We start from the raw sequence: 26,262 nt of genomic DNA on the forward strand, positions 1-26,262 counted from the left end.
CCGTACGCGAGATCACCGGCGCCGAGCAGCGGCTGACCACCGTCTCCATCGACCGGCGCTGAGCGAGCCCCGAACTATCGACAGGAGTGTTGAGATGACTCGCATGGACGCGTTCAGGAACCGCGTCAGAGGTTTCGCCTTCGGCGGCGACTACAACCCCGAGCAGTGGGAGCCCGCCGTCTGGCGGGAGGACGTCCGGCTCATGCGCGAGGCCGGCGTCAACACCGTTTCGCTCGGGGTGTTCGCGTGGGCGTCGCTGGAGCCCGAGCCGGGCAAGTACGAGTTCGGGTGGATGGACGAGGTCATGGACCTCCTCCACGACAACGGCATCAGCGTCAATTTGGCCACCCCCACCGCGGCGCCGCCGGTCTGGCTCACCCATCTGCATCCCGAGGTGTTCCCGATCAGGGAGGACGGGCAGCCGTTCGGTTTCGGGAACCGGCTGCACTACGACCCGTCGTCGCCGATCTACCGGGAATACGCGGCGACCATCACGACCAAGCTCGCCGAGCGGTATTCGTTCCATCCGGCGCTGGCGATGTGGCACATCAGCAACGAATACGGGCCGACGGCGTACAACGAGGCCGCGGCGGTCAACTTCCGCCGCTGGCTGCAGCGCAAGTACGGCGACCTCGACGCGCTGAACGAGGCGTGGACCACCCGGTTCTGGGGCCAGATCTACACCGACTGGGACCAGATCGACGTGCCGCACATCCCCCGCACCTGGATGAACCCCACTCGCCGCCTCGACTTCAAGCGCTTCACCTCCGACGCGCTGCTGGAGTGCTATCTCGCCGAGCGGGACATCGTGCGCTCCTTCCGCGACGACCTCCCGGTCATGACGAACTTCATGCGGTTCTTCCGCCACGCCGACTACTGGAAGTGGGCGCCGGAAGAGGACGCGGTCGCGCTCGACATCTACCCGAACCCGGCCGAGCCCGACTCACACGTGTCGGCGGCCTTCAACTACGACCTGTTCCGCTCCCTCAAGGGCGGGCAGCCGTGGATGCTGATGGAGCAGTCGAGCAGCGCCGTCAGCCAGTGGAAGCTCAACGTCGTCAAGGAGCCGGGGCGGATGCGGCTCGGCTCGCTGGCGGCGATGGCGCGCGGCGCCGACTCGGTCATGTTCTTCCAGTGGCGGGCCAGCCGCGGGGGCCAGGAGCGTTTCCACTCGGCGATGGTGCCGCACTCCGGGCCCGGCTCTCGCACGTTCAGGGAGATCACCGACCTCGGGCGGGAGCTGAAGCTGCTGGCGCCGGTGGCGGGCACGACCTCGCGGTCGGAGATCGCGATCCTGTTCGACTGGGACGGCTGGTGGGGGCTGGAGGAGGTCTTCGGCCTGCCGCGCAACGACTTCAGCTACACCGACACGGTGATGCGGCACTACACGCCCCTGTGGGAGCGGCACTACCCGGTGGACGTGGTGTCGGCCGGGTCGGATCTGGACTCGTACAAGGTGCTGGTGGTGCCGAACGCGTACCTGATCGACGAGGAGGGCGTGCGGCGCATCACCGAGTTCGCCCGCAACGGCGGGACGGTGCTCATGTCGTTCTTCTCCGGCGTGGTCGACGGCGACAACCGGGTGCGGCCGAACGGATACCCCGGCGCGTTCCGCGAGCTCATCGGCGCCAAGATCGACGAGTACTGGCCGGCGCGGCCGCACGAGGAGTTCGCGGTCGACTTCGCCGACGGGCGGCGCGCGGCTTCCACCTGGTGGCGTGAGGACCTGCACTTGGAGACCGGGACGGCCCTGGCGACCTACGCCGACGGGCTGCTGGAGGGCCGGGCCGCCGTGGTCGAGAACTGGTACGGCGCCGGCCGGGTCGTCTACGTCGCGACGCTGCTGGAGCAGGCCGCCTTCGACGCGCTGGTGGCGCAGACGGTGGAGGCGGCGGGTGTGCCCCGGCGCTTCGCGGGCGTCCCCGCCCATGTGGAGTGCTCCGTGCGGGGCGACGACGCTTACGAGTACGTGTTCCTGCTCAACCACAGCGGCGAGCTGGGCGCGTCCGTCCCCGTGGGAGGGGAGGGGACGGACCTGCTCACCGGGCGGCCCGTGTCCGGGGAGGTGGCGCTGGAACCCTTGGGGGCGGCGGTGATCCGGCGCGCCACGCCGTAACGACCCCGCCCGGTCGCGATCATCGACCGGCGGGGGAAGACGGAAGGCCGCATTGCCGAGCGGCGGGGAACCGGTGGCAGCAAGGGATCCTCCTGATGGCGCGTGCTTGACCAGGCGTCCACTGGGACGGATCTCTGGCCGCCCCGTGGCCCCGCCCACGGCGGGCCTCTCCGGGCGTCGCCCGTCACCTCGCGCCCTTTTCTCCAGCCATTCCGAAATACTGATGCTGCGGTGACCAGACCAGGGAAGGCCGGATCGCCGCAGGTTACAGCGGTGTTACGCGCATCCGTGTCGCTGCGCGTACACCACGTAGCGGGCCGATTCGAAATGCCGGAACTTCCGACTATGTCGAATGGTCGCCCACCCGTAATGCGATACATGGCTTTTTGTAGAGAAAAGGCCTTTGCCGCTGCAGGGGAGAACAAGCGGGCGGCCGTCGCTACGGTGGGAATTGTCCATAGCGCCGTCATGGAATATCCCGGGAAACCGTGGCGCCGTCATGGTGAATCCCGGGAGCCGTGCACGACGCTTCGGCGAGTCCCAGGCCGGTCCTGGACTCCTCCCCTCCAATCGGGAGCGATCTCATGCTGAAGCGACTCCTCGTAGCCACCGCCGTGGCCGCGTCCACACTCGTGATCAGCGGCCCGATCACGACACAAGCCGCCAGCGCCGCCGGCACACTCTGCACGACCGTCGAACAGCGTGCCGTGCCGGCACCCGCCGCGGTCAAGTGCCGCTGGAAGGAGAGGTACGGCAAATGGTGCAAGTTCTGCTACAAGTACGGCGGATGGAGGCTGTCATACTGCAAGTCGCTGTGACGAAGGCAAGTAGCCGCTGGTGATTCACCCCGCCGGCACATTCCGGCGCCCCGCGAGAAACATCCTCGCGGGGCGCCCCCCGCGCGGGATTTTGCACCGCAGGCACAACGAACGCGAGCTGATCGGGCACACGATCAAGCGCACCCAACTCGGGGCGGGGGACGTGTAGATGCTCTATCTGTATGTGATCTTCAGCCTGTCCCTGCTGGTACTCCTCGTGCTCGGGGTGGCGGAACAACGCCGGCACGACGCCAACCTGGACCGCATCCCGGTGCGGGTCCTGGTCAACGGCATCCGCGGCAAAAGCTCCATCACCCGGCTGATCGCCGGAGCCCTGCGCGGCGGGAGGCTGCGCGTGATCGCCAAGACAACCGGCAGCGCCGCGCGCTTCATCCACACGGACGCCAGCGAGGAGCCGGTGCATCGCAAGTTCGGCATCGCCAACATCGCCGAGCAGATCGGCATCGTGCGCCGCGCTGTCGCGGAGCACCCGGACGCGCTGGTCATCGAGTGCATGGCGGTGAAGCCGCCGTTGCAAGAGACCTACCAGGACAAGCTCATCCGCTCCACCATCGGTGTGCTGAGCAATGTCCGGGAGGACCACCTGGCGGAGATGGGCCCCACCCTGGACGACGTCGCGCGGTCATTGTCGCGCACGATGCCCCGCGGCGGCATCTGCGTCACCGCCGAACGTGACCGCCGAACGGTGCTCCAGCAGGAGGCCGGGCGCCGCGACTGCCGGCTCCTGGTCGCCGACGCCGGCGAGGTGAGCGAGGAGGAGATGGCCGGGTTCCGGCACTTCGCCTTCCCTGAGAACGTCGCCATCGCGCTCACGGTGGCCGCCCAGGTCGGCGTCTCCCGCCGGGACGCCCTGCACGGCATGTACACCATGCAACTCGACCCCGGCGTTCTGACAGTCGAGAAGTACGACGTGCGGGGCGCGACCCTGCGCTTCGCCAACATCTTCGCCGCCAACGACCCCCGCTCCACGGTCATGAACTTCCATCAGCTCCTCGACCACGGCCACATCGGGCCGCCGATTCTCACCCTCATCAACTGCCGGCCGGACCGCATCGAACGCAACGCCCAGATGGCCGAGATCGTCCCGGAGCTCGGCACCTCCAGGCTGTTCCTCATCGGCCATCCCACCCGATCCGCGCGCGCCGCACTCCCCGCGGGCTGGAACGGAGAACTGGTCGACCTCGGCGGCCCTCACCGCGAACCCGAGCAGATCTGGAGCCAGATCTGCTCCCGCATCGACAGCGACGCCTCCGTGGTCGCCATCGGCAACATCCACGGTCAGGGGGAAAGGCTGCTCGCGCACTTGCTCACCGCCGCCGCACCGGCCGGAGCGGCCCGATGAGCCCCGCCACCTCCGTGCTGACCCCCGAGACGGCGGCCCTGGGGTTCGCGATCGGTCTGCTGTTCGCCCTGATCTGCTACCTGACCACCAACCTCTCTCCGGGCGGAATGATCAGCCCTGCCGGGCTGGCGATCACGCTCGTCGAGGACTGGCGCCGCATCATCATGATCGCCTGTGTCGTGGCGCTCACCTGGGCGGGCACCGTGGTGGTCCAACGGTTCGTCATCCTTTACGGCAAACGGCTGTTCGCCGGCGCCCTCATGCTCGGCATCTTCCTGCAGGTGACGCTGTTCGCCTTCCTGCTCAGGCGGTTCCCGCTGCTGCTCAGTCACGAGACACTCGTCTTCCTCGTACCGGGTCTGATCGCCTACCACCTGGTCCGGCAACCGGTGGTCCCCACCCTGATCTCCACGACCTTCGTCACCGCGGTCACCTACGCCGTCCTGGCGGCCGGCATCCTGCTGCACCTCCTCGGCGGATGACGGCCGAATCAGACGTGCACCCCGCATCGCCACCTATCCTCGCTGGTGAGGGCCACACAGCAAGGACAGGACATGGCCGCTTCGCAGCGGTCTGCTCAAGGATCGAAGGGTCATCGGAGTCATTCCAGCTATGGCGGGGGTTCGTAGACGGGTCGGGGCCGCGGCAGCTGCGGCCGTGGTGGGTGCGGCGTTGCTGGTCTCGCTGCCGGCGCGACAGGCGTCAGCCGCATCCCCGTTGACCTGCCAGCCCACGGTTCCGCTCTACGGGGTCGATCAGGGCGGGGACCTGACGTGGCACGGCCATCGCGACGGCGCCGGCGGCGGCGCATCGTGGGCGCCTGGTAGCGGCGGGAAGGTCGGCCATGGGTGGGGGCGCTTCGTCTCGATCGTCTCCGGCAGGGACGGCGTGATCTATGCGGTCGACCGATCCGGTTACCTGCGGTGGTATCGGCACCTCGGCGCGGCAACCGGAGCCGAGCAGTGGGCGCCGGGCTCCGGCAGGGTGATCGGACAAGGCTGGGGCGGCTACGTCGAGGTGACCACCGACGGCTCGGGCGTGCTCTACGCCCTGGACAGGCAGGGAAACCTGCACTGGCACCGGCATGTGTCGCCGGTGCGGGGCGGCAGCACCTGGGCCCAGGGCAGCGGCAAGGTCATCCGCTCCGGATGGAACGCGATCACGCGACTGATGACCGGAGGCGATGGCGTGCTCTTCGGCGTCAACGCCAAAGGACACATGCGGTGGTACCGCCACGCCGACCCTGGAGGCGGCGGTCCGTCCTTCAGCACCGGCACCGGGCTGGTGACCGGTGAAGGCTGGGGCGGCTACCGCGACCTGGCCGGCGCCGGTGCCGGAGTCTTCTACGCGGTGGACCCCAGCGGCAGGCTCTGGTGGGAACGGCACGCCGACCCGCGGGCAGGCGCACCCGTGTGGCAGGCGCGCCGCCAGGTGAGCAACGGCTGGAGCGGCTTCACCGCCGTGTTCGCAGGCAGCGCCTCGTGTTCGGCCAGTTCCTTCACTGGCTACGCCGCCGGCAAGCACGGACAGACGATCTACTACAAGGACGGGCGGGCCGGCGCGGTGCTCACTCCCCGTGCCCGTACTGCGATTCTGTACGGCTCGCCACGTAAGTTCGCCGAAAGCACCACTGACGCCACCGTCTCGACCCGAGCATGGGTGCGCCTGCTCCCCGAGCCCTGGACGCCGTCGGCCGATTGGGCGTCCTCCTGGCTGTCCGCCAGCATCGGCAGCACGCAGGACGATCTGCTCGAGATCGCCACGCAGTACATCACAGGGGCACGCGACCAGACCAAGGAGGGGCAGCGATACGCCGGCGATGCCCACTACGGCCCGGTCGGCGAGGACGGTCCCAACGAGGGGTCCGACTTCAACGACTACCTGGGTCTGGACTGGACGTACGGCGAGAAGGTGGATCGGGCCGAGCCGGAGCAGAAAGGTGCGCTCGACTGTTCGGGATTCGTCCGGATGGTGTACGGCCACCGCGGCGGTTACCCGATGGCGATCGGCACCCCGGCAGGCACCGCTCTGCCACGACGAGCCGTGCAGATGCACGCCTCCGCCCTCGGCGTGGGCGTGGCCGACGGCGGCACCGCCAAGCCCGGCTCCTACGCCGGCCTGCAGCCGGGTGACCTGCTGTTCTGGGATGCCAGCACCGATGACGGCGCCGACATCGACCATGTGGGTATCTACCTGGGCATCGACTCTGACGGCGGGCACCGCTTCCTGTCCAGCCGCAAGGTCGTCGACGGCCCGACCTTGGGCGATCGGGGAGGGCCGTCGCTGCTCGACGACGGCACGCTCTATGACCGATCTTGGCGGGCGGCCAAGCGCCTCTGACCCGACGGCGCGCGGCCGGGTCCGGAACGTTCAGCGGGCACCATGGCCTCCGGCGCAACGAAGCCTCAGCGGGCACGGATGAGCGACTCCGGCACCGCGACCGTCAGCGGGCGCGTCACCTTCTGCGTGGCAGCCCTTGGTGGGGGCGGGCGGCTGACCTCCACCGTCGCAACGCCCCTCGGCAGGCGGGGACTGCGGCGTGGCAGGCGCCGGGCGGAGGCCGGTCGGTCACGGGGACGGCTCGAGCCAGGCGTCCACCTCGGCACGCAGGCGGGACTTGAGCGGCTCGGGGGCGAACGACGCCTCGATCGAGGCCCGGGCCAGATCGGCCAGGTCGTGGTCGTCGTAGCCGAAGACGTCGCGCAGGCGGGCGTATTCGTCGGCGAGCGACGTCTCCCCGTCGGTGTTGACGGTGACCGCCAGCCCGGCGGCCCGCAGCCGCGGCAGCGGGTGGGCGGCGAGCGAGGGGACGAACCCGAGCAGGACGTTGGAAGTGGGGCAGACCTCCAGCGGGATCCCGCGCTCACGCACCTCCGCCACCAGCGTGTCGTCGTCGAGCACCCGGATCCCGTGCCCGAGCCGCTCGGCGTGCCCCAGGTCGAGCGCCTCGCGGATGCTGGCCGCGCCGGCCGCCTCCCCCGCGTGGTGCGTCAGACGCAGCCCCGCGTCCCTGGCTGCGTCGCACACCGCCGCGAACGGGGCGAGCGGGTGGGCCTCGTCGCCGGCCAGCCCCAGACCGATGACGGCGTCGTAGCGGGTGGCTAGCTTGAGTGTGCGCCACATCCGCTCGACCGGCCGCCGCCTGGAGTGGTCGAGCAGCACCCGCCATTCGATCCCGTGCCTGGCCCCGCCCTCGGTCAGCCCGTCGAGCACCGCCTCCAGCGGCATCTCCGGCGCCCCCAGCCGCTCGCCGTGGGAGGCGGCGGTGAAGGTCACCTCCACGTAGCGGGTGCCCTGCGCGGCCTCGTCCTCGCAGAACTCCACCGCGATCCGCCTGAAGTGCTCGGCCGTGCGCAGCAGCTCCCGCACCCGGGCCCGCGCGTCGCCGAACTCCCTGAAGCTCTGGAAGCCGTTCTCGGGCTCGCGCGATCCGCCCAGCTCGCGCGCCGTCTCCGGGCGTACGGTGCTTTCGAGGTGCACGTGCAGGTGGGCTTTGGGCAGTGACCGTACGTCTCTCACGCCCCAACCTTAGAAACCCGCCCCGCCCGTGCGCACTCCGTTTTCACGAGGCGGTCTTCTTCGTGAGACGCATCTTGGACTGCTTGTGCGGCAACCGTTCCCAGTCCTCCATGAACGTCGCCGTGAATCCGTGCTTCTCGGCCAGGGCCGCGAGCGTCTCGGTGCGGTAGTAGAAGTCCTCGCGCAGGACCTGGTGCTCCTTGCCTTCGGTCCGGTCAAAGGTGAAGTCGAACCAGGCGTTCGGCTTCATGACGCGGCCCACGTGCGCGAAGCACTCCTCGATGACGTGCAGCGGCGAGTGCGAGAAGACGCTGTGCGCGTGCACGACGTCGAAATGCCGGTCGGGCAGGAACGCGAAACGCAGATCGCGTACCGGAGTCAGATACGGCAGTTTGTCGCGCAGGCCGTGCCGGACGATGGTGTCCTGCGCCGCCATGAGGATGTCGGGCGAGATGTCGATTCCGTAGTAGTTTCCATCGTGCAGGTAGTCGATGAACAAATGCCCCGCGCGCAGGTTGCCGCAGCCGATTTCCAGCATGCGGCATTCCGGCTTGAGCCCGTGTTCGACGAGGTAGTCGAATTGCATGCGACCGAGCGCCAGCCAGCGCTTGTGGGTGTGCGAGCCGACCGCTCCCTCGGGGTCGCGCGCGGTGTCGGACTTCATGACCGCCCGGTAGTAGCCGACATGATCGCGGGTACGCAGCCGGAACCACGTGTCACGCGCCAGCCGCCGCAGATGGGGGGCAATCTTGTGGGGATTCTTGAACGCGTAGGCCGCCTGGTGGACGACACTGGAGCGGGTGCGTTTCACCCTTGGAATCTAGGCCAGCCGCCGTGCCGGTCAAAGGCCCCATGCGACACTCTTGGGTTTTCGTTTACGCAGCTTTTCTCCCGACCAGCGGACATTCCCCAATCAGCCGCCCCAGAAAGGTGCCGCCACCCCCAAATTGATCACTTGTGCGGCACCCGGGGCATTCAATCGGATCATCAACCCGATCGTCGGAGAAGATCAGCTGAGATAGTCGCGCAGCGCCAGCGAACGCGACGGGTGGCGAAGCTTGGACATCGTCTTGGCCTCGATCTGCCTGATGCGTTCGCGAGTGACGCCGTAGACCTTGCCGATCTCGTCCAGCGTCCTCGGCTGTCCGTCGGCCAGGCCGTACCGCAGGCTGATCACGCCCGCCTCCCGCTCGGAGAGCTGGTCGAGCAGGGAGTTGAGCTGCTGCTGGAGCAGGGTGAACGAGACCGCGTCGGCCGGGGAGACGGCCTCGGTGTCCTCGATGAGGTCGCCGAACTCGCTGTCGCCCTCCTCGCCCAGCGGCGTGCTCAGGGAGACCGGCTCACGACCGTATCCCTGGACCTCGACGACCCGTGCCACCTCCAGCTCGGTCTCGGCGGCGATCTCCTCCGGGGTGGGCTCGCGGCCGAGGTCGCTCTGCAGGCGGCGCTGCACCCGTGCCACCTTGTTGATCAGCTCCACCATGTGGACGGGGATGCGGATCGTACGGGCCTGGTCGGCCATGGCCCGGGTGATGGCCTGCTTGATCCACCAGGTCGCGTACGTGGAGAACTTGAAGCCGAGCCGGTAATCGAACTTCTCGATCGTCCGGATCAGGCCCAGGTTGCCCTCCTGGATCAGGTCCAGGAAGAGCATGCCGCGGCCGGTATAGCGCTTGGCGATGGAGACCACCAGCCGCAGGTTGGCCTCCAGCATGCGGCTCCTGGCGCGCTCGCCGTCGTCGGCGATCCACTCCAGATCGGCACGCAGCTCGGCGGTCAGCCCCGGCTCGGTGTCCAGCCGCTCCCTGGCGAACAGGCCGGCCTCGATGCGCTTGGCCAGGTCGATCTCCTGCTCGGCAGTGAGCAACGGGACGCGCCCGATCTCCTTCAGGTATGTCTTGACCGAGTCCGCGCCGACGGTCCCGCCACCGCCGGCAGTGTTGTCGTCCACTTCGAGAACCTCTGCTGCTTCGGACAAAACTCACTCCTCGCTCGCGTTGGATGGACGCACCAAGTTTGGGTCGCACCTAACTTTAGGTTGAACCTTCGTCTTGGTCAACCTAAAATGAGGTCGGACCTAAAAATTTATGGAAGACTGTGGCTATGAGCATCGACACCTTGGGCTTGCGGGAACAGAAGAAGCGAGAGACCAGGCAGGCCATCTCTGACCACGCTACCCAACTGTTCCTGGAACGTGGCTTCGACCGGACGACGATCGCCGACATCGCCGCCGCGGCCAGGGTGGCGAAGATGACGGTGACGAACTACTTCCCCCGGAAGGAGGATCTGGCGCTCGACCACCACGAGGCCTTCGTGGCGGGGCTGGCCGAAGCCGTGGCGGGGCGCGCGCCGGGCGAATCGGCGCTGGATGCTGTGCGGCGGGCATTCCTGGGGGCGCTGGAGCGGCGCGATCCGGTCATCGGCTTCACCGGGTGGGACTTCGCCCGGATGATCGCCGACAGCCCGACGCTGGTCGCCCGCCTGCGCGACCTCCACGACCAGCGCGAAGAAGCCCTCGCGGCCCAGCTCGCCACCGAACCGCCCACCCAGGCCACGCCGACCACCCTCGCCACGGTCACCCCGGCCATCCCCGCCACGTTGGCCACCCCCGCCACGGACACCCCGGCCACGCCGACCACCCCCGCTACGTTGGCCACGTCGGCCGCCGCGGCCGCCATGGACGACAGGGGCCGTCGGCTCGCCGCACGGGCCGTGGCCGCGCAGCTCGCGGCGGCGGATCGGCTGCTCTTTCGTGAGCTGCAGAGCCGCACCCTGGCCGGGGATGACGACGACACGATCGCCGCCGCCCTCGCGGAAACCGCCCAGCATGTCTTCACCCTCCTCGAACCGGCCATCGGCGAGTATGCCCGCCGCTGACCCGCCACTCCCCACTGCCGCGTTCCGGACTCTCATCGTCTGAGCCCTCAGGCCACTGCACCCGGCCCTCGCCGTATTGAGCGCCCGGCCGTCACCGTTTTGAGCTCGCCGTTCTGAGCGCCCGACCCTCACCGTTCGAGCTCGCCGTTTGAGCGCCCGGCACCGCGCAGGCGCGTGCGCCATAGAGCCACGCGAACCGTCGCCCATGGCGCTCCGCATGCGCCGAGTCCTGGCGACGGGACCCACGACATGACGCAGCACCGCGCCAGCACGCGCGACAGGGTGCGGCACCACGCCGGCACACGCGACACGGCGCGGCACCGCCAGCACGAGCAACACGGCACCATCGCCAGCACGAGCAACGTGACGCAGCACCGCCAGTATGCGCAACACGATGGGGCACCGCCGGCACGTGCAACACGACACGGCACCATCGGCACGCGCAACACGACACGGCACCGCCAGCACGCACAACACAGCGCAGCACCGCCCGCGCGACAGGGTGCGGCACCGCGCCAGGCACACGCGACACGGCGCAGCAACACCGGCATGCGCACCACCACGCGGCCGGGTCGGTCCATGACGCCGCCGGGGGGGAGCCGAAGGGCCGGTGGAGCAGGCGGCGCAAGAGCCCCTGAAACGCCGTGCCCCGTCAGCGGCCCAGGCTCTCGACGTAGGTCGCCGCCTCCGCCATCAGCCGCCGCCACACCACCTCGTCAGGCTCGCGTAACGCGACCCATTCCCGCATCTGCCGTGACCCCATCCGCAGGACCTCGGCCGTCCCTTCACCCACCAGCTCCCCGGCCCGCGCGGCCGGCAGCTTGAGCACGACCCGGTCCCGGGAGAAGAACGCATACGCCTTTCCCCCGACCTTGAGCCCGTCCGCGTGGAGCATGCGCCCCATGCTCACGTCGGGCCTGGCGAGGTGCTCGGCGACTAGGTCGTCGTAGAGCTCCTGGGCGCTAGCCATGCGATGCTCCCATCCTCGACACCCGCGAAGGCCATCAGGCGCGCCGCTTCGGCGGCCAGCTCCTCCATCACGCCGTCGGACAGCGGGTGGAAGGGCTCGACCGTCAGCACGCCGTCCTTAAGGTCCCACATGCCACCGACAGTTCCGTCGACGAGGAAGGTGGGGTAGATGACCGCGCCCACGCACACCGCCTTGCGTTGCTCGGCGGTCATCAGGCGGCCGCGGTCGGCATAGGCGACGACGAGGTTGTCGAACCAGGGCAGGAACCGTACGGGAGCGGGCACATCCTCCTCGGCGAGCGGCGCGTCGGGCAGGTCGTAGAGGAGGCGACCCTCGGTGTCCTGATATTTCCGTAAGTGGGGCATGCCCTCCACGACCGCCCGCAGCCGCGTCAGCCCCGACCACATCTGCACGTCCATCACGCTCGCCGGCCCGTACGCGGCCAGATACCGCTCCACCAGCCGCTCCACCGGTGCGGTGCCGTCCAGCGGCCGCCCCAGCCACTCCTCGGCCAGCGTGAACGGCGTGGCCCCGCCCTTCCCCCAGATCCCGTTCGGCGGCGTGTGCACGATCGGCAGCAGCAGTTGCGCCGACCAGCTCAGCGCCATCGGATCCGTCTCGGGCCACCGCTCGCGCAGCAGGTCGCGCAGCTGGGGACGGGTGAGCGTACGCCCGGCCAGGTGCTCGCGCGCCAGCCGGGCCAGCTCCTCGAGGTCCACGCCGCGCGTCACCCGTCCGAAGGCCGCTTGCCTGCCCCTGGACAGGATCACCTGCATCAGCGGCCGGATCCACACGTAGTCGTCGGCCAGCGCCAGGTGCTGGGTCCCGCGCAGCAACGATCCGCGTACCACCTGCTTGCCGTACAGCAGCGCAGCCAGGTCGTCCTGGGTGAAGGCGGCCAGGCGCGTCCACAGCCCGATGTACGGCGCGTCGATCTCTTGCCCCTGCACCGCGACCAGCCGTTCGATGGCCTGAACGGGCTTCATGTCGGCACGGCGCAACAGGAGTTGGCGGTCGAGCGTGGTGCGGTTGAGCACCCGGCGATTCAGGATCATGAGTCCAGCCTAGGAACCAATGCGGCAAGGTTGGTTCCGCGATTCGAGGTCAGTGTGGCAAGGCCGCCTCGGCCTCGCGGAGTTCCTGGAGGGCGTCGCGCAGGTGCCGGGTCAGCTCCCAGGCGTCAGGGACCATGCGCCGGTCGGTGACGACGCCGATGTCGAGCGAGCCGTTGTAGGAGAACGCGGTGATGTTGACGCCGCCGCTCACGTCCGTGATCACGGAGACCGGGTAGTGGGTCAGCAGCCGCCCGCCGCACACGTACAGGGGGAACTGCGGGCCCGGCACGTTCGAGACGATGACGTTGATCGGCGGGGCGGTCTCCCCCACCAGCCCGAACGCCGACCTCGACGCCAGCCCCATGAGCGCGGCCGGCATCGACTCGCTGAACTCGCGCAGCCAGCGCGCGGGCGCCAGCGAGAACCTGTCCTTGATCCGGTGCATGGCCTGCCGCACCTGGTGCAGCCGGGCGACGGGGTCGGCCACGTGCACCGCGAGCGGGGCCGTCATGATCGCCACCTGGTTGCCGCGCCCCTCGACGCCTGCTTCCCGCAGCGAGAACGGCACCCCCGCCACCAGCGGACGGCTCGGCAGGCTGCCGTGCGCGGCCAGCCACCTGCGCAGCGCGCCCGCGCACACGGCCATGACCACGTCGTTGACCGTGACCCCGAACGCCTTGCGCACCTGCTTGATCTCATCGAGCGGCAGCGACACGAACGCGAAGCGCCGGTGCTGGGACACGGGGCCGCTGAACGGGGTCCTGGGGGCGGGCAGCATCGGCAGCTCCGGCGCCTGCCCCGCGCCGGCGAGCTTGCGGGCGAGCCCGGAGACGAGATGGCTGCCCGGGAGCCGGGACACGACGGGGATCTCGTCCAGGTGCGGCACCGCCCGCGCCGCGAACCGCACCGCCTGGGCAGGGTTGAGCGCCAGCCTGGCCAGCCCGCGCGCCATCATCTCCGCCCGCCCGGGCGGCGGCTCGTCCCGCTCGGGCTCGACCGCGGGCGGCGGCGCGGGCTCGGGGCTGACGTCGAGCAGCGCGGCCAGCACGTCGGCGCCGCCGATCCCGTCCACGGCCGCATGGTGGATCTTGGTGTAGAGGCCCATGCGACCGCCGGACAGGCCGTGGATCAGGTAGATCTCCCACAGGGGGCGGCCCCGGTCGAGGCGGCGGGCGTGCAGGCGGGAGACCTGCTCGGCGAGCTGCCGGTCGTCGCCGGGCGGCGGCAGGCCGATCTCGCGTACGTGGTAGTCGAGGTCGAGATCGTCCTCCTCCATCCAGTACGGGTGGTCGAGACCGAAGGGCACCGGAGCCAGCTTGCGCCGCAGGGCGGGCACGTACGGGAGCCGTCGTTCGAGCAGGTCCTGCAGGTCGGCACGGTTGAGGTCGCCGTCGAGGATGGCGAGGCCGGCGATGTTGGCCACGTTCGTCGCGGTCTCGAAATGGAGGAACTGCGCGTCCAGGGCGGAAAGCTGCGGCATGGGGACACCTCCGCCCCGAACCAATCAGACTCCGCCCGTCACTTCAAGGGACAGCGTGCCCGCTTCGGGCTCACCTCCATCAACCACCTCGACGAAGTCCCCGCGAGACGCGAGAGCGAGGGAAGACGCGGCTCCTGCGCCTGCAGCCCGGCCGGCAGGCCGCTGCACGATGTCGGTAACATCCCCTTTGCGACGTTCCAGGAGATGCTGCCGGGCCAAGGTGGCACGGTTGAGGTCGCGGAGGGTGAGCATCTACATATCATGCCTTTCCCCATTAATTCGGTGCGCGCCTCTTACCCCGCTCTGACCGACGGCTACGCCTACCTCGACGGAGCGGCCGGCACCCAAACCCCCCGATCCGTGATCGAGGCCATCTCCGACGCCTACCGCAGCGGGATCGGCAACGTGGGCGGCGCCTTCCCCGCCAGTCACCGCTCCGACGCCATCGTGGCCGCCTGCCGCGCGGCCGTGGCCGACCTGGTCGGCGGCGACCCCGGCGGCGTGATCCTCGGCCCGAACATGACCACCCTGACCTACAACCTGGCCAGGGCGATCACCGGCCCCGGCGACGAGGTGGTGGTCTCCAGGCTCGACCACGACGCGAACGTCCGCCCCTGGACCCAGACCGGCGCGACCGTCCGCTGGGCCGAGGTGGACCCGGTGACCGGGGAGCTCCCGGTCGAGCAGTACGCGAGCCTGATCGGCGAGCGTACCCGGGTCGTGGCGGTGACGGCGGCCAGCAACATCCTGGGCACCCGCCCCGACGTGCCCGCCATCGCCGAGCTGGCGCATCGGGCGGGCGCGCTGATGTACGTGGACGGCGTGCACGCCACCCCGCACGGCCCGGTGGACATGCGGGCACTGGGTGCCGACTTCTACGCCACCAGCGCCTACAAGTGGTCGGGCCCGCACATCGGCGCGGTGGTGGCCGACCCGGCGCTGCTGGAGACGCTCCGGCCGGACAAGCTGGCCTCGTCGCCGGACACGGTGCCGCAGCGGTTCGAGCGGGGCACGGCGGCGTTCGCCGACCTGGAAGGCGTGACGGCGGCCGTCGACCACCTGGCGGCCATGGTCCCGGGCGCCGGCACCCGCCGCGAGCGCCTGCTCACCTCGATGACGGCGGCGGAGGAGCACGAGCTGGAGCTGTTCGCGGTGCTGCTGGCGGGGCTGGAGACGATGCCGCACGTCACGGTGTACGGCAAGCCGGCCAGGCGCACCGCCACCGCGTACTTCACCGTGGCCGGACACACCCCGCGCCAGGTTGCCGAGCACCTGGCGGGGCTGCGGGTGAACGTCTGGAACGGGCACAACTACGCCTGGGAGCTGACCGGCGCGCTCGGCATCCGCGACTCGGGCGGCGCGGTGCGCGCCGGGCTGGTGCACTACAACGACCACTCCGACGTGGACCGGCTCCTCGAAGGCGTCGACGCTCTAAGATCGTCGGGGTGAGCCTGCCTGCCGTCCCCGATCTGGCGGCGCCGCCGGTCGAGCCGGCGCGCGACCCCTACCACGTCTACCTCGACTCGCTGACCAGCCCGGAGTCGCGCCGCACCATGCGCGGCTGCCTCGACCGGCTGGCCCGCCTGCTCACCGGCGACGCCGCCGCCACGGGCGCGGGGCAGCCGTGGCATTTGCTGCGCTACGAGCACACGGTGCGCATCCGTACGATGCTCACCGATCAGGGATGGTCGGCGGCGTACGTCAACAAGCACCTGGTGGCGCTGCGCCGGGTGCTGAAGGAGGCGTGGCGGCTGGGGCAGACCAGCGCCGAGGACTTCGCCCGCGCCTCCGACCTGGCTCCGGTGCGGCAGAGCCGGCTGCCGACCGGGCACCACGTGCCGCCGGAGGTGGTCGGCGCGGCCCTGTCCGCGTGCGACGACTCGCCCGCCGGAGTGCGGGACGCGGCGCTGATCGCCGTGCTGTACTCCACCGGCTGCCGGCGGGCCGAGCTGGGCGGGCTCGCGCTGGCCGACTACGATCCGGGAGCGCGATCGCTGCGGGTGCGCGGCAAACGGGACAAGGAGCGCCTGGTCTACCTGACGACCGACGCGATCGGGCTGGTCGAGCGGTGGCTGGCGGTCCGCGGGGCCATGCCGGGGGCGTTGTTCAGCCCGATCAGCAAGGCAGGGCGCGTGCGGGAGCGCGACGGCCGTCCGGTGGGCCTGACCGGGCAGGGCATCGCCGACATCCTGGCGCGGCGGCTGGGGGCGGCGGGAGCGGCGCGGCGTACGGCGCACGACTTCCGCCGCACATTCATCGGCGAGCTGCTGGACGCGGGAGTGGACCTGGCCACGGCCCAGGCCCTGGTCGGCCATTCGTCCCCGGCCACCACGGCCCGCTACGACCGCCGCCCCGAACGCACCCGCCGCGACGCCGTCGACCGCCTCCGCCTCCCCACCGCCCGCCCCCTCGCCTGACCGGAACGTCGCCTCGCCCGGCAACACCAGTACGCGCGGCTCACGTCAGAGCGGTTCGATGACGTAGGGGACACCGGTGAGGCGTTCGGACCGCTCCCACAGCTGGGCGGCGAGCGTGGTGTCGCGCGAGGCGCGGCTTGAGCGGACCAGCGCCGGGTGGCCGCTGCGCTGCATGAACCCGTCCGGCCCGACGCAGGCGCCACCTCCGAGGCCAGGCGCGGTCGCCGCGTACAGTATCGGCAGCGCGCCCATCTCCGCACTCTGCGCGGGCCCGCCCGCGAGGAGCTTGCCCTGAAGCGACGTGTCCCGGCGCTGCCCCTCGGTGGCGGCGACGCCGGGGTGAGCCGCCACCGAAATGATCCGCCGTCCCGCCGCGGACAGCCTTCGTTGAAGCTCGTAGGCGAACAGCAGGTTGGCCAGCTTGGACTGTGCGTAGGCCAGCCACCGCTGGTAGCGGCGGCGCTCCCAGTTCAGGTCGCCGCGGATCCTGCCGAGCACGTGCAGGCCGCTGGACACGGTGACGACCCGCTCGCGCACGTGGTTGATCAGCAGGCCGGTCAGCGCGAACGGCCCCAGGTGGTTGGTGCCGATGTGCCGCTCGAAGCCGTCCGCCGTGGTGCCTTTCGGCACCGCCATGACTCCCGCGTTGTTGATCAGCACGTCGACGTCGACGTCGAGGCCGTCGGCAAAGGCCCGCACCGACGACAGGGCGGCCAGGTCGAGCCTGCGCACCTCGGTATCGCCGTCGATCCCGTCGGCCACCGCCTGCGCCTTGTCCGGGTCGCGGCACGCCATGATCACCTTTGCGCCGGCCTGGGCCAGCACACGGGTCGTTTCCGCGCCGAGTCCGCTGTTCGCGCCAGTGACGATCACCGTGCGCCCGTGCTGGTCGGGGACGTCCGCCGCCGTCCATCTGAGCATGTCGCGTCTCCTCCGCCGTGCATCAGCGCGGCAAGTCTCGCGGCTCGGGCAATCCAGACGCTACACCTCGCCTCTCCCAGCTGATGTTGCTCCGCCGAAACCGCGTCCGGTCCGGCACGCCGCGCCCGCTCCCGGCGCCGCTGACCCGTCAGAAACAAGCCTCCTGAAATGGGCGGACGCGGCTCGACATGGCAGCCCGCTCCGGTGTGTGATGTGGTTCCCGCCGAGAGGAGCCGTCCGTGACCTCGCCCCAGGACTCGCCCGGAGGCGACGATCGGCACGCCGGCGCGCAGCGGCCGCCACGTCCGCCCTCCGGTCAGCGTGCCATTGATCAGGTCGTGTCGATCGTCGGGTTCGTCTGCGCGGCGGTGGCCGTGCTGTTCACCCCGGTCCTGTTCGGCCTGGCCGGCATCGTGCTGGGCGTCGTCGGCCATGCGAGGGGCGAGCCTCTGGGCAAGTGGGCCGCCGTGGCGGCCGGCGTGGGCATGGTCATCGGCACCGTCCTCAGCTTCGCCCTCGAGACCATCGTGTCCTGATTTTTCGGAAGAGTTTCCGAGGCGGTGTCGATTCCGGCCCGGGTCGTGCGTCATGGTTGCGACCCAAGAGGAGGAAACCATGAAGTACGTGCTGTTCGTCGCGGGAGACGAACGCCCCTGGGCCGAGGCGGGACCGGAAGAGCGCAAGCGCGTCTACGAGAAGTGGGGCGAATTCGACCGGCTCCTGAGGGAGCGGGGCGCCGGGTTGTACGGCAACGAGCTGGCCCACTCCTCGACCGCCACCACGATCAGGAAGGACGGCGACCGAATCCTGATCACCGACGGCCCTTACGCCGAGACCGTCGAGCAGATCTCGGGCTACATGGTGGTCGAGGCCGCGGACCTGGACGAGGCGATCGAGCTGGCCACCGCGATGCCGTCCGACGTCGAGATCCGCCCCGTTCCTGAGGAGGCGTCATGAGGTACGTCCTGCTCATGTACGGCGACGAGAACGACTGGCCGGGCCCGGCCGAGCAGCAGTACGCCGCCCACGGCGCCTTCATCGAGCTGCTCAAGTCGCGTGGCGCCTACCTGCACGGGGAGGAGCTGTCCGGGCCGGGCCGGGCGGTCAGCCTGCGGAAGAAGGCCGGCGAGGTGCTGCGCACGGATGGGCCGTTCGTCGAGACGACCGAACAGGTGGGCGGCTTCTACCTGATCGAGGCCCGTGACCTCGACGAGGCGATCGAGCTGGCCAAGCAGTGCCCGGAGCGGATCGTCGAGGTGCGGCCGGTGGCCGAGTACACCGGATGAACGCGGTCGAGCAGGCGTACCGGCGGCAATGGGCGCGCCTGCTCGCCCTGCTCACCGCCGAGCTGCGCGATCTGGACCTGGCCGAGGAGGCGTTGCAGGACGCCTTCACCGCGGCGGTCTCGGCGTGGCCGCCGGTGCCGGACAATCCGCCGGCGTGGCTGCTCACGACGGCGCGCCGGCGGGCGGTGGACCGGTTGCGGCGGGCGGAGGTCGCGGCGCGCAAGCTGCCGCTGCTGATCGTCGAGGAGGGGCCGGCGCCGCCGGACCACCGGCTGCGGCTGATCTTCACGTGCTGCCATCCCGCGCTGTCGATGGAGGCAAGGGTGGCGCTGACGCTGCGCTGCGTCGGCGGTCTCACGACGCGGCAGATCGCCCGCATGTTCCTGGTCAGCGAGACGACCATGGCGGCCAGGCTGACCCGCGCCAAGAAGAAGATCAGCCACGCGGGCATCCCGTACCGGGTGCCGTCGGAAGCGGAGCTGGCCGAGCGCCGCGACGGGGTGCTGGCGGTCATCTACCTGATCTTCACGGAGGGGTACGCCGCGACCGAGGGCGAGCGGCTGATCCGCGACGAGCCGGCCGCCGAGGCCATCGCCCTGGCCCGGATGCTCGCCGAGCTGATGCCCGCCGACACCGAGGTACGCGCCCTGCTGGCACTGATGCTGCTGCACCACGCCCGCAGGGACGCCCGCGTGGACGCCGACGGCCGGCTCGTCCGCCTGCCCGATCAGGACCGTTCGCGGTGGCGGCAGGACGAGATCGCCGAGGGCCTGACCGTCCTGACCCCCGGTCCGCTCGGCCCTTACCTGCTGCAGGCCGCCATCGCCGCCGAGCACGCGGCGGCCGCCCGCCCGCAGGACACGGACTGGACCGAGATCGCCGAGCTGTACGAGCTGCTGGAGCTGCTGACGGGCTCGGCCGTGGTGCGGCTGAACCGGGCCGTCGCCGTGGCGGAGGCGTACGGGCCCGAGCGCGGCCTCGACCTGCTCGCCGGCCTGGACGACGCGTTGCCCCGGCACCACCTCCTGCCCGCCACCCGCGCCGATCTGCTGACCCGCCTGGGCCGCATGGAGGAGGCGGTGGCGGAGTACGGCCGGGCGCTGGACCTGGTGGGGACCACGCCGGAGCGCGAGTTCCTGCGCTCGCGGCGCGCCACGGCCCAGGAGGCACTCGGCCGGTGACCCCCGAAACGTGCCGGGAGCGCCGGCCAGGCCGGCTCAGGTGGTGGCGAGGGCGAGCGTGGGCGACAGGCGGGCCGGCTCAGGTCGTGGCCAGGGCGACCGTGGGCGACAGGCGGGCCGCCCGCATGGCCGGGTAGATGCCCGCGGCCGTCCCGATGAGCAGGGTCGCCGCGATCGCGCCGCCGATCGCCCACGGCGGCACCACCGGCGGCCAGTCCCGTGACACGGCGTACCCCGCGGTGGCCAGCGCGCCGAGCATCGCGCCCACCACCCCGCCGAGCGCCGACAGCAGCAGCGACTCCGACAGGAACTGCAGCCGCACCTGGCCCCGGGTGGCGCCGAGCGAGCGGCGCAGGCCGATCTCCTTGCGGCGTTCCAGCACCGAGATGACCATGGTGTTGGCCACGCCCACCCCGCCCACGAGCAGCGCGACCGCGCCCAGTCCCAGGAGCAGGTTCGTGAACGCGCCCGCGGCGGCGGCCTTGGCCTCCAGCGCGTCGGACGGCCTGCTGACCGAGACCTCCTCGGGGTTCGACGGGTTGACCGTCCGCGGCAGCACCGCCCGCACCGACTCCACGGACTCGTCGGAGGAACGTTCGTAGATGGTCGTCGGGTAGCCGTCGAACCCGAGCAGCTCCTCGGCGGCCGGGAACCCGACGAGGGCCGAGCGTTCGATCTCCGGCGCGAGCGGCATCGGTCCGAGTATCCCGATCACGGTGAACCAGCGCCCGCCCATCCACACCTGCACGCCGGTCCTGGCCAGCCCGAGCCGCTCGGCCGCCGCGGCGCCGAGCACGACGGCCGGCTGTCCGGCGGTGGCGTCGTTCAGCCAGGCGCCCTTCACCACGGCGCCCTCCAGCGTGGCCAGCAGGCCGGTGCTGGCCGCCTGGACGGAGATGCCGCCGGTGACCGACTCGGGGATGTGGTTGGTGCGCCGTACGCTGGCCTCCACGCTGCCCGTGGCGGCCGCCGTGCGGACCGGGCCGATGCGCTGGACCATGGCCAGCGCAGTGGTGGGGAGTTTGGCGTCCTCGCCGAACATGGTCCGGCCTGGGGTGACGGTCAGCAGGTTGGTGCCGAGCCGGTCGAGCTGGCGCAGGAGCTGCTCGCGGGAGGACGACGAGATCCCGATCACGGCGATCATGGTGGCGATGCCGATGGCGATGCCTAGTGCGGACAGGATCACCCGGGTGGGACGGGCGCCCAGCCCGGCCGCCCCGACCCGCAGCACGTCACCGGGGCTGAGCCGCCCGGGGGCGAGCCGTTCGCCCGTTGCCGGCCGCCCGTCGCGGCGCCTCATCGCCCGGCTCCCTTCAGCAGCTCGACCGGTCCCCGGTCGTCGTGGTCGTGACCATCGACGACCAGGCCGTCGCGCAGGCGCACCTGGCGGTGGCACCAGCCGGCGATCTCGGCGTCGTGGGTGATCACGGCGATCGTGGTGCCGGACTCGTGCAGGCCGGCCAGGACGGACAGCACGTCGGCGCCGGCCCTCGAGTCCAGGTTGCCGGTGGGTTCGTCGGCCAGCAGCAGCGGCGGGTCCCCGACCACCGCGCGGGCGACCGCCACCCGCTGCTGCTCGCCCCCGGACAACTCCGACGGTGTGTGCCGCAGCCGGTGGCCGAGCCCGACGCGTTCCAGCGCCGCGGCGGCGCGCTCGCGGCGGGCGCGCCGGTTCGTGCCGGTGTAGAGCAGGCCGTCGGCCACGTTGTCCAGCGCGCTGACGCCGGGCGCCAGGTGGAACTGCTGGAAGACGAAGCCCATGTGACGCGAGCGCAGGGCCGACAGCTCGCGGTCGGACAGGGCGGCGACGTCGTGGCCGGCGACGCGTATGGTGCCGGTGGTGGGCCGGTCGAGCGTGCCGATCATGTGCAGCATGGTCGATTTGCCGGACCCGGACGGGCCGATGATGGCGAGCAGCTCGCCACGGGCGATGGTCAGGTCCACCCCGCGCAGCGCGTGCACGTCGCCGGGGTAGGTCTTGGTCACTCCGGCCAGTTCCACGATGGCGGTCATGAGGCGGGCACCCCGACCTTCATGCCCTCGGCCAGCCCTGCGCCCTCGATCTCCACCATCCCGCCGCCGAACGCCCCGGTCTCCACCGCCACGATCCTGGTGGCCGGCCCCTCGACGACCTCGACGCCGAACCCGCCCTCGCGCAGCGCCAGCAGCGCCTCCACGGGCACGGCCAGCACGTTCTCGTGCCGCTCGCTCTGCATCTCCACCTCGACCGGCGCCTGGTCCAGCTTGGTCTTGGGCGTGGTGGTCAGCGTGATGTCGACGTCGATGGTCGTGCTCGCGTCCTGGTCCTGGCCGGAGGTCTCGGCGACCGTGCCGACCGACGTGATCGTGCCGGTCGCCTGCTCGCCGCCGGGCAGCGTCACGCTGACCTTGGCGCCCTTGCGGGCCAGCGATTGATCGCCGGTGTCGAGGTCGACGTGGACGAGCCGGCGGATGCCGCTGACGGTGAGCACCTGCTGCCCCGGCGCCGTCTTGGCGCCGACCTCGGCCTTGGCCTCGGTGACGCGGACGGCGGCGGGCTGGAACACGACCTGGGCGGCGTCCACCTGCCCGGTCTCGGCCAGCCCGCGATCCTCCTGCCACTCCTTGACGGCCTGCGCGGTGGCGTAGCTGAAGTGGTCGTCCACCGTCAGGTAGTCGCCGTAGCCGAGCGCTTTGAGGTTGCGTTCGAGCTGCTCCACGTCGGGACCGTCGGACATGCCGCGCTGCAGGGTCCGGTACAGCGGGAGTTTGCCGTACATGAGGACCAGGGGCCTGCGGTCGACCTTGAGCAGCGGGCGGCCGCGGCGGACCACCGTGCCCTGGCCCGCGACCCACGTCACGGTGCCGGAGGCGCCGGAGGTGAGCTGCCGCTCGCCCGCGTACGTGAGCGAGCCGCTCACGGTCTTGGTCTCCACCAGGTCCTGCCTGGTGATCTCGGCGGTCGCCGGCACCGGGGACGCGGTCGGCGCGGCCGCGCCGGTGCCGGCGTCGCTCAAGACCGCCACCGCGGTCCACGTGGCGGCGACCGCCAGGACGGCGCCGCCGCCCAGCAGGAGGCCCTTGCTCACGGCTGGCCCCCGCGGTTGACGAACCCGCCCTTGCCGCCCGGTGCGTGCTCCTTGCAGGCCTCGTGCGCGGCGTCCATCTTCTCCTTCGAGCCGCCCTGCATCTTGATGCGCATCGGCTCGCCCGGCTTGGGGTCGGGCATGTCGATCCCGTGCTCCCGCATGCACTGCGCGAACTTGACCATCTGGTCGTAGTCCTCGGCGCTGGGCTTCTCGCCTTCCGGTATGGCGGACTCCATGAGGTGCTCGCACGCCTTCTGCGCTTTCTCGGCCTTCTCCGGGGTCACTCCACGGGGGAGGCTGATCTGGAGGCCGCCCTCGTCCATCTTGGGGTCGGGCATGTCGACCCCGTGTTCGCGCATGCACTTGGCGAACTTCAGCGCCGCCTGCTGCGGGTCCGTCTTGGCCGACGGGGACGCCGTGGGATCGGCGGACGCGGCGCCGCCGTTCGCGCTGGCGACGCCGTCGTCCTTGGCCGCGGTGCCACCGCACGCGGCCAGCGCCAGCGCGAGGGGGACGGCGACCAGTAACAACCTTGGGGTCATGGTTTTCGCTCCTCAGCGCCGCGGGTCCGTCGCCCCCGGCGCGGCCCTACTCCAGCCGACCGGGTGCTAAAACCGGATAAGCCCTTATGGCGGGCTGCGTCCAGCAGCCCGCCACAAGCAGCAGGAACTGCGCTTACCCGCGGCTAACACGTGATCCGTCACGCTCGTGGCCGAGAGAGGGGGCGGCGATGCGGGTGCTTGTCGTCGAGGACGAGGAACGGCTGGCGGACGCGGTCGCGCACGGGCTGAGGCTGCACGCGATCGCTGTGGACGTGGCCTATGACGGGCAGGACGCCCTCGACATGGCCGCGTACGTCGACTACGACGTCGTCGTGCTCGACCGGGACCTGCCCGAGGTGCACGGCGACGACGTGTGCCGGCGGCTGCGCGAGAACGGGGGCGGCCCGGTGCTCATGCTGACCGCGGCGGGCCAGATCCGCGACAAGGTGGACGGGCTGGCGCTGGGCGCCGACGACTACCTGGTCAAGCCGTTCGCGTTCGCCGAGCTGGTGGCCAGGATCAGGGCGCTGGCCCGGCGCGCGCCGCGCTCGTCGGCGCCGCCGCTGGAGCGGGCCGGGATCAGGCTCGACCCGGCCCGCCGTACGGTCATCAGGGACGGGCGGCCGGTGTCGCTGAACCGCAAGGAGTTCGACGTGCTGCGGGCGCTGCTGTCGGCGGGCGGCGAGCTGGTCACCTCCGGCGAACTGCGCAAGAGCGCGTGGGACGAGTACGCCGACGCCACGACGGGCGCGCTGCGGGTCACGATCACGTCGTTACGCAAGAAGCTCGGTCTGCCCCCGGCCATCCAGAACGTGCCAGGCAAGGGGTACCGCCTGTGATCTCCTGGTGGCGCAGCAGGCGCTTGCGGCTACGGCTGACGCTGCTGTACGGCGGGCTGTTCATCCTGGCCGGCTCGATCCTGCTCTGGCTCACCTACCTGATCCTCGCCGAGGCGTTGGAGCAGCAGTTCGTCATGGGGGCCGCCAAGATCGTGAACCCGCCTCCGGACGTGATCGTGCGGCGCCCGGCGGTGGAGGAGGTCCGGTTCGTCGGCGACATCGAGAACCGGGCCGACAACGTGCTCAGCCAGATGGTGCACTCGTCCGTGCTGGTGATGATCCTGGTCGGCGTGGTCGCGCTGGTGCTCGGTTACGTGGTCGCCGACCGGGCGCTGCGGCCGCTGGAACGGGTGACCGAGACCGCGCAGCGGCTGTCGGAGAGCACGCTGCACGAGCGCATCGGGCTCGGCGGCCCGCCGGACGAGGTCAGGCGGCTGGCCGACACGTTCGACGCGATGCTGGGCCGGCTGCACCGGGTGTTCGACGCGCAGCGCCGCTTCATCGCCAACGCCTCCCACGAGCTGCGCACGCCGCTGGCGATCAACCGTACGGTGCTGGAGGTGTCGCTGGAGGAGCCGGCCGCCTCGGAGGACCTCAAGGCGCTGGCCAGGGCGCTGCTGGGCACCAACGCCCGCTACGAGCGGCTCATCGAGGGATTGCTGCTGCTCGCGCAGTCGGAGCAGGAGCTGACCGTGCGCCGGCCGGTGGACCTGGAGCAGGTCGTGCGGGCGGTGCTGGAGCAGATCGACCTGCAGTCCCGCAAGCGGCCCGTCACGCTGCACCAGGACCTGCGGCCCGTGCTCGTCGAGGGGGACCCGCTCTTCCTCGAGCGGTGCCTGTTCAACCTGCTGGAGAACGCCACGAAGTACAACGTGCGCGACGGGGAGATCTGGCTCGCGCTGCGGCAGGAGGGCGACTCCGCGGTGATCACGGTGGAGAACACCGGGCCGCCGGTGCCGCCGTACGAGGTGGACGACCTGTTCGAGCCGTTCAGCCGGATGCAGGGGGATCGGGTGCGCTCGTACAAGGGGTCGGGGCTGGGGTTGTCGATCGTCCGGGCCATCGTGGCGGCGCACGGCGGCGAGGTCGGGGCGGTGGCACGGCGGGACGGCGGGCTGCGGGTCACCGTGACGCTGCCGTGCGAGGCGCCCTGAGCCCTGCCACGGCGCGGCGGGAGCACCGTGAGATCCTGAGAACGTGCTGTCGTCGCCCATGGAAGCGCTGTGTGCGCAGATCACCGCCCGGCTGGCCGCCTTCGACCGCCGCGAGGTGCCGCCGGCCGGAGGGATACGCCGGGCCGCCGTCACCGTGTGCGTGCTGGAGGACGCCGAGAGCGTCCCCTACACGGTGCTGATCAAGCGCGCGCCGAGGGGGCGCAACGCCGGGCAGTGGGCACTGCCCGGCGGCCGGCTGGACGACGGTGAGCTGCCGGTCGAGGCGGCGCTGCGGGAGCTGGCCGAGGAGACCGGCGTCACCGGGGTGGACGTGGCCGGGCTGCTCGACGACTTCGTCACCGACTCGGGCTTCGTGATCACGCCGGTGGTGGCGTTCGGTGGCCGGCAGGAGCCGGTGGCCGACCCGCGGGAGGTGGCCTCGGTGCACGCGGTGCCGCTGGAGCGGTTCCTGGCGCCCGGAGTGCCGCGCTGGGAGGGCGAGCAGCTGCAGATGCCGCTGGGACCGTCGATCGTGATCCACGCGCCGACGGGGGCCATCCTGTGGCAGTTCGCCGAGGTGGCGCTGCGGGGCCGCGAGCAGCGGGTCTTCGACGTGCCCCAGCCGCACTGGACCAGAACCTGACCGAATTCTTGGG

25 protein-coding genes and 1 pseudogene are annotated in these 26,262 nt (G+C 70.9%); 15 read left to right on the plus strand and 11 right to left on the minus strand.

What is annotated here, in order from left to right:
• Positions 1 to 94: 94 nt before the first annotated feature.
• The 5 genes from Q9G87_RS16355 to Q9G87_RS16375 all read left to right on the plus strand — a co-directional run bounded on the left by Q9G87_RS16355 (position 95) and on the right by Q9G87_RS16375 (position 6,637).
• Positions 95 to 2,116, plus strand: coding sequence for a beta-galactosidase (locus Q9G87_RS16355; RefSeq protein WP_305917202.1), 2,022 nt, complete (start codon positions 95 to 97; stop codon positions 2,114 to 2,116).
• Between the two features lie 584 nt (positions 2,117 to 2,700).
• A complete protein-coding gene (locus Q9G87_RS16360) occupies positions 2,701 to 2,934 on the plus strand; it encodes a hypothetical protein (RefSeq protein WP_305917203.1) in 234 nt (77 codons plus the stop codon).
• A gap of 169 nt (positions 2,935 to 3,103) precedes the next feature.
• Positions 3,104 to 4,297: a poly-gamma-glutamate synthase PgsB gene (pgsB, locus tag Q9G87_RS16365; RefSeq protein WP_305917204.1), complete on the plus strand. Its 1,194-nt coding sequence runs from the start codon at positions 3,104 to 3,106 to the stop codon at positions 4,295 to 4,297.
• Entirely contained in the window at positions 4,294 to 4,779 is a 486-nt protein-coding gene (locus Q9G87_RS16370) for a poly-gamma-glutamate biosynthesis protein PgsC/CapC (RefSeq protein WP_305917205.1), read from the plus strand. Before pgsB ends, Q9G87_RS16370 begins: the two co-directional genes overlap by 4 nt.
• Before the next feature lie 130 nt (positions 4,780 to 4,909).
• Positions 4,910 to 6,637, plus strand: coding sequence for a tachylectin-related carbohydrate-binding protein (locus Q9G87_RS16375; RefSeq protein ID WP_305917206.1), 1,728 nt, complete (start codon positions 4,910 to 4,912; stop codon positions 6,635 to 6,637).
• 228 nt (positions 6,638 to 6,865) lie between these two features.
• Here the strand turns inward: Q9G87_RS16375 and add are convergent, their stop codons facing one another.
• From add to Q9G87_RS16390, 3 genes and pseudogenes are all read right to left on the minus strand, one after another.
• Complete coding sequence (gene add, locus Q9G87_RS16380) at positions 6,866 to 7,816, minus strand: adenosine deaminase (protein WP_305917207.1); 951 nt, start codon at positions 7,814 to 7,816, stop codon at positions 6,866 to 6,868.
• Positions 7,817 to 7,859: 43 nt separating this feature from the next.
• A complete protein-coding gene (locus tag Q9G87_RS16385; protein WP_305917208.1) occupies positions 7,860 to 8,627 on the minus strand; it encodes a class I SAM-dependent methyltransferase in 768 nt (255 codons plus the stop codon).
• Positions 8,628 to 8,825: 198 nt separating this feature from the next.
• Positions 8,826 to 9,776: pseudogene (locus Q9G87_RS16390) on the minus strand (RNA polymerase sigma factor); the annotation flags it as partial.
• 143 nt (positions 9,777 to 9,919) lie between these two features.
• Here Q9G87_RS16390 and Q9G87_RS16395 point away from each other — a divergent pair.
• Positions 9,920 to 10,693, plus strand: coding sequence for a TetR/AcrR family transcriptional regulator (locus Q9G87_RS16395; RefSeq protein ID WP_305917209.1), 774 nt, complete (start codon positions 9,920 to 9,922; stop codon positions 10,691 to 10,693).
• A gap of 652 nt (positions 10,694 to 11,345) precedes the next feature.
• Here Q9G87_RS16395 and Q9G87_RS16400 read toward each other — a convergent pair.
• From Q9G87_RS16400 to Q9G87_RS16410, 3 genes are read right to left on the minus strand one after another with little or no spacing between them, the layout of a single operon-like run.
• Positions 11,346 to 11,663: a hypothetical protein gene (locus tag Q9G87_RS16400; RefSeq protein ID WP_305917210.1), complete on the minus strand. Its 318-nt coding sequence runs from the start codon at positions 11,661 to 11,663 to the stop codon at positions 11,346 to 11,348.
• The gene (locus Q9G87_RS16405) at positions 11,630 to 12,718 is read right to left on the minus strand and encodes a winged helix DNA-binding domain-containing protein (protein ID WP_305917211.1); all 1,089 of its coding nucleotides are present in this window, start codon (positions 12,716 to 12,718) and stop codon (positions 11,630 to 11,632) included. Before Q9G87_RS16405 ends, Q9G87_RS16400 begins: the two co-directional genes overlap by 34 nt.
• Positions 12,719 to 12,767: 49 nt before the next feature.
• Complete coding sequence (locus Q9G87_RS16410; protein WP_305917212.1) at positions 12,768 to 14,198, minus strand: WS/DGAT/MGAT family O-acyltransferase; 1,431 nt, start codon at positions 14,196 to 14,198, stop codon at positions 12,768 to 12,770.
• A gap of 261 nt (positions 14,199 to 14,459) precedes the next feature.
• On the opposite strand from Q9G87_RS16410, the gene Q9G87_RS16415 reads away from it, so the two are divergent.
• Positions 14,460 to 15,647, plus strand: coding sequence for a cysteine desulfurase-like protein (locus Q9G87_RS16415; RefSeq protein WP_305917213.1), 1,188 nt, complete (start codon positions 14,460 to 14,462; stop codon positions 15,645 to 15,647).
• Positions 15,644 to 16,615, plus strand: a complete 972-nt coding sequence (locus Q9G87_RS16420; protein WP_305917214.1) for a tyrosine-type recombinase/integrase — start codon at positions 15,644 to 15,646, stop codon at positions 16,613 to 16,615. The genes Q9G87_RS16415 and Q9G87_RS16420 overlap by 4 nt, the downstream gene beginning before the upstream one ends.
• 45 nt (positions 16,616 to 16,660) lie before the next feature.
• Here the strand turns inward: Q9G87_RS16420 and Q9G87_RS16425 are convergent, their stop codons facing one another.
• Complete coding sequence (locus Q9G87_RS16425) at positions 16,661 to 17,536, minus strand: oxidoreductase (protein WP_305917215.1); 876 nt, start codon at positions 17,534 to 17,536, stop codon at positions 16,661 to 16,663.
• A 239-nt stretch (positions 17,537 to 17,775) separates the two neighbouring features.
• On the opposite strand from Q9G87_RS16425, the gene Q9G87_RS16430 reads away from it, so the two are divergent.
• The 4 genes from Q9G87_RS16430 to Q9G87_RS16445 all read left to right on the plus strand — a co-directional run bounded on the left by Q9G87_RS16430 (position 17,776) and on the right by Q9G87_RS16445 (position 20,003).
• A complete protein-coding gene (locus Q9G87_RS16430) occupies positions 17,776 to 18,072 on the plus strand; it encodes a hypothetical protein (RefSeq protein WP_305917216.1) in 297 nt (98 codons plus the stop codon).
• Positions 18,073 to 18,151: 79 nt separating this feature from the next.
• On the plus strand, positions 18,152 to 18,493 hold the full coding sequence (locus tag Q9G87_RS16435) for a YciI family protein (protein ID WP_305917217.1): 342 nt from the start codon (positions 18,152 to 18,154) through the stop codon (positions 18,491 to 18,493).
• Positions 18,490 to 18,822, plus strand: a complete 333-nt coding sequence (locus tag Q9G87_RS16440; RefSeq protein ID WP_305917218.1) for a YciI family protein — start codon at positions 18,490 to 18,492, stop codon at positions 18,820 to 18,822. Before Q9G87_RS16435 ends, Q9G87_RS16440 begins: the two co-directional genes overlap by 4 nt.
• On the plus strand, positions 18,819 to 20,003 hold the full coding sequence (locus Q9G87_RS16445) for an RNA polymerase sigma factor (protein ID WP_305917219.1): 1,185 nt from the start codon (positions 18,819 to 18,821) through the stop codon (positions 20,001 to 20,003). Before Q9G87_RS16440 ends, Q9G87_RS16445 begins: the two co-directional genes overlap by 4 nt.
• A gap of 79 nt (positions 20,004 to 20,082) precedes the next feature.
• Here Q9G87_RS16445 and Q9G87_RS16450 read toward each other — a convergent pair whose 3' ends face one another.
• From Q9G87_RS16450 to Q9G87_RS16465, 4 genes are read right to left on the minus strand one after another with little or no spacing between them, the layout of a single operon-like run.
• Complete coding sequence (locus Q9G87_RS16450) at positions 20,083 to 21,303, minus strand: ABC transporter permease (RefSeq protein ID WP_305917220.1); 1,221 nt, start codon at positions 21,301 to 21,303, stop codon at positions 20,083 to 20,085.
• The gene (locus Q9G87_RS16455; protein WP_305917221.1) at positions 21,300 to 22,016 is read right to left on the minus strand and encodes an ABC transporter ATP-binding protein; all 717 of its coding nucleotides are present in this window, start codon (positions 22,014 to 22,016) and stop codon (positions 21,300 to 21,302) included. The genes Q9G87_RS16450 and Q9G87_RS16455 overlap by 4 nt, the downstream gene beginning before the upstream one ends.
• Positions 22,013 to 23,071 (minus strand): efflux RND transporter periplasmic adaptor subunit, encoded by a 1,059-nt coding sequence (locus Q9G87_RS16460; RefSeq protein ID WP_305917222.1) that lies wholly within the window; start codon positions 23,069 to 23,071, stop codon positions 22,013 to 22,015. The genes Q9G87_RS16455 and Q9G87_RS16460 overlap by 4 nt, the downstream gene beginning before the upstream one ends.
• The gene (locus Q9G87_RS16465; RefSeq protein ID WP_305917223.1) at positions 23,068 to 23,613 is read right to left on the minus strand and encodes a hypothetical protein; all 546 of its coding nucleotides are present in this window, start codon (positions 23,611 to 23,613) and stop codon (positions 23,068 to 23,070) included. The genes Q9G87_RS16460 and Q9G87_RS16465 overlap by 4 nt, the downstream gene beginning before the upstream one ends.
• A 188-nt stretch (positions 23,614 to 23,801) precedes the next feature.
• Between Q9G87_RS16465 and Q9G87_RS16470 the strand changes: the two genes are divergently transcribed.
• From Q9G87_RS16470 to Q9G87_RS16480, 3 genes are read left to right on the plus strand one after another with little or no spacing between them, the layout of a single operon-like run.
• Positions 23,802 to 24,452, plus strand: coding sequence for a response regulator transcription factor (locus Q9G87_RS16470; RefSeq protein ID WP_305917224.1), 651 nt, complete (start codon positions 23,802 to 23,804; stop codon positions 24,450 to 24,452).
• Entirely contained in the window at positions 24,449 to 25,606 is a 1,158-nt protein-coding gene (locus Q9G87_RS16475; protein WP_305917225.1) for a sensor histidine kinase, read from the plus strand. Before Q9G87_RS16470 ends, Q9G87_RS16475 begins: the two co-directional genes overlap by 4 nt.
• Before the next feature lie 43 nt (positions 25,607 to 25,649).
• The gene (locus Q9G87_RS16480) at positions 25,650 to 26,249 is read left to right on the plus strand and encodes an NUDIX hydrolase (RefSeq protein ID WP_305917226.1); all 600 of its coding nucleotides are present in this window, start codon (positions 25,650 to 25,652) and stop codon (positions 26,247 to 26,249) included.
• Positions 26,250 to 26,262: the final 13 nt, after the last annotated feature.

Origin of the sequence: Nonomuraea turcica, from assembly GCF_030718205.1 — a bacterium.
Taxonomy (GTDB): Bacteria; Actinomycetota; Actinomycetes; order Streptosporangiales; family Streptosporangiaceae; genus Nonomuraea.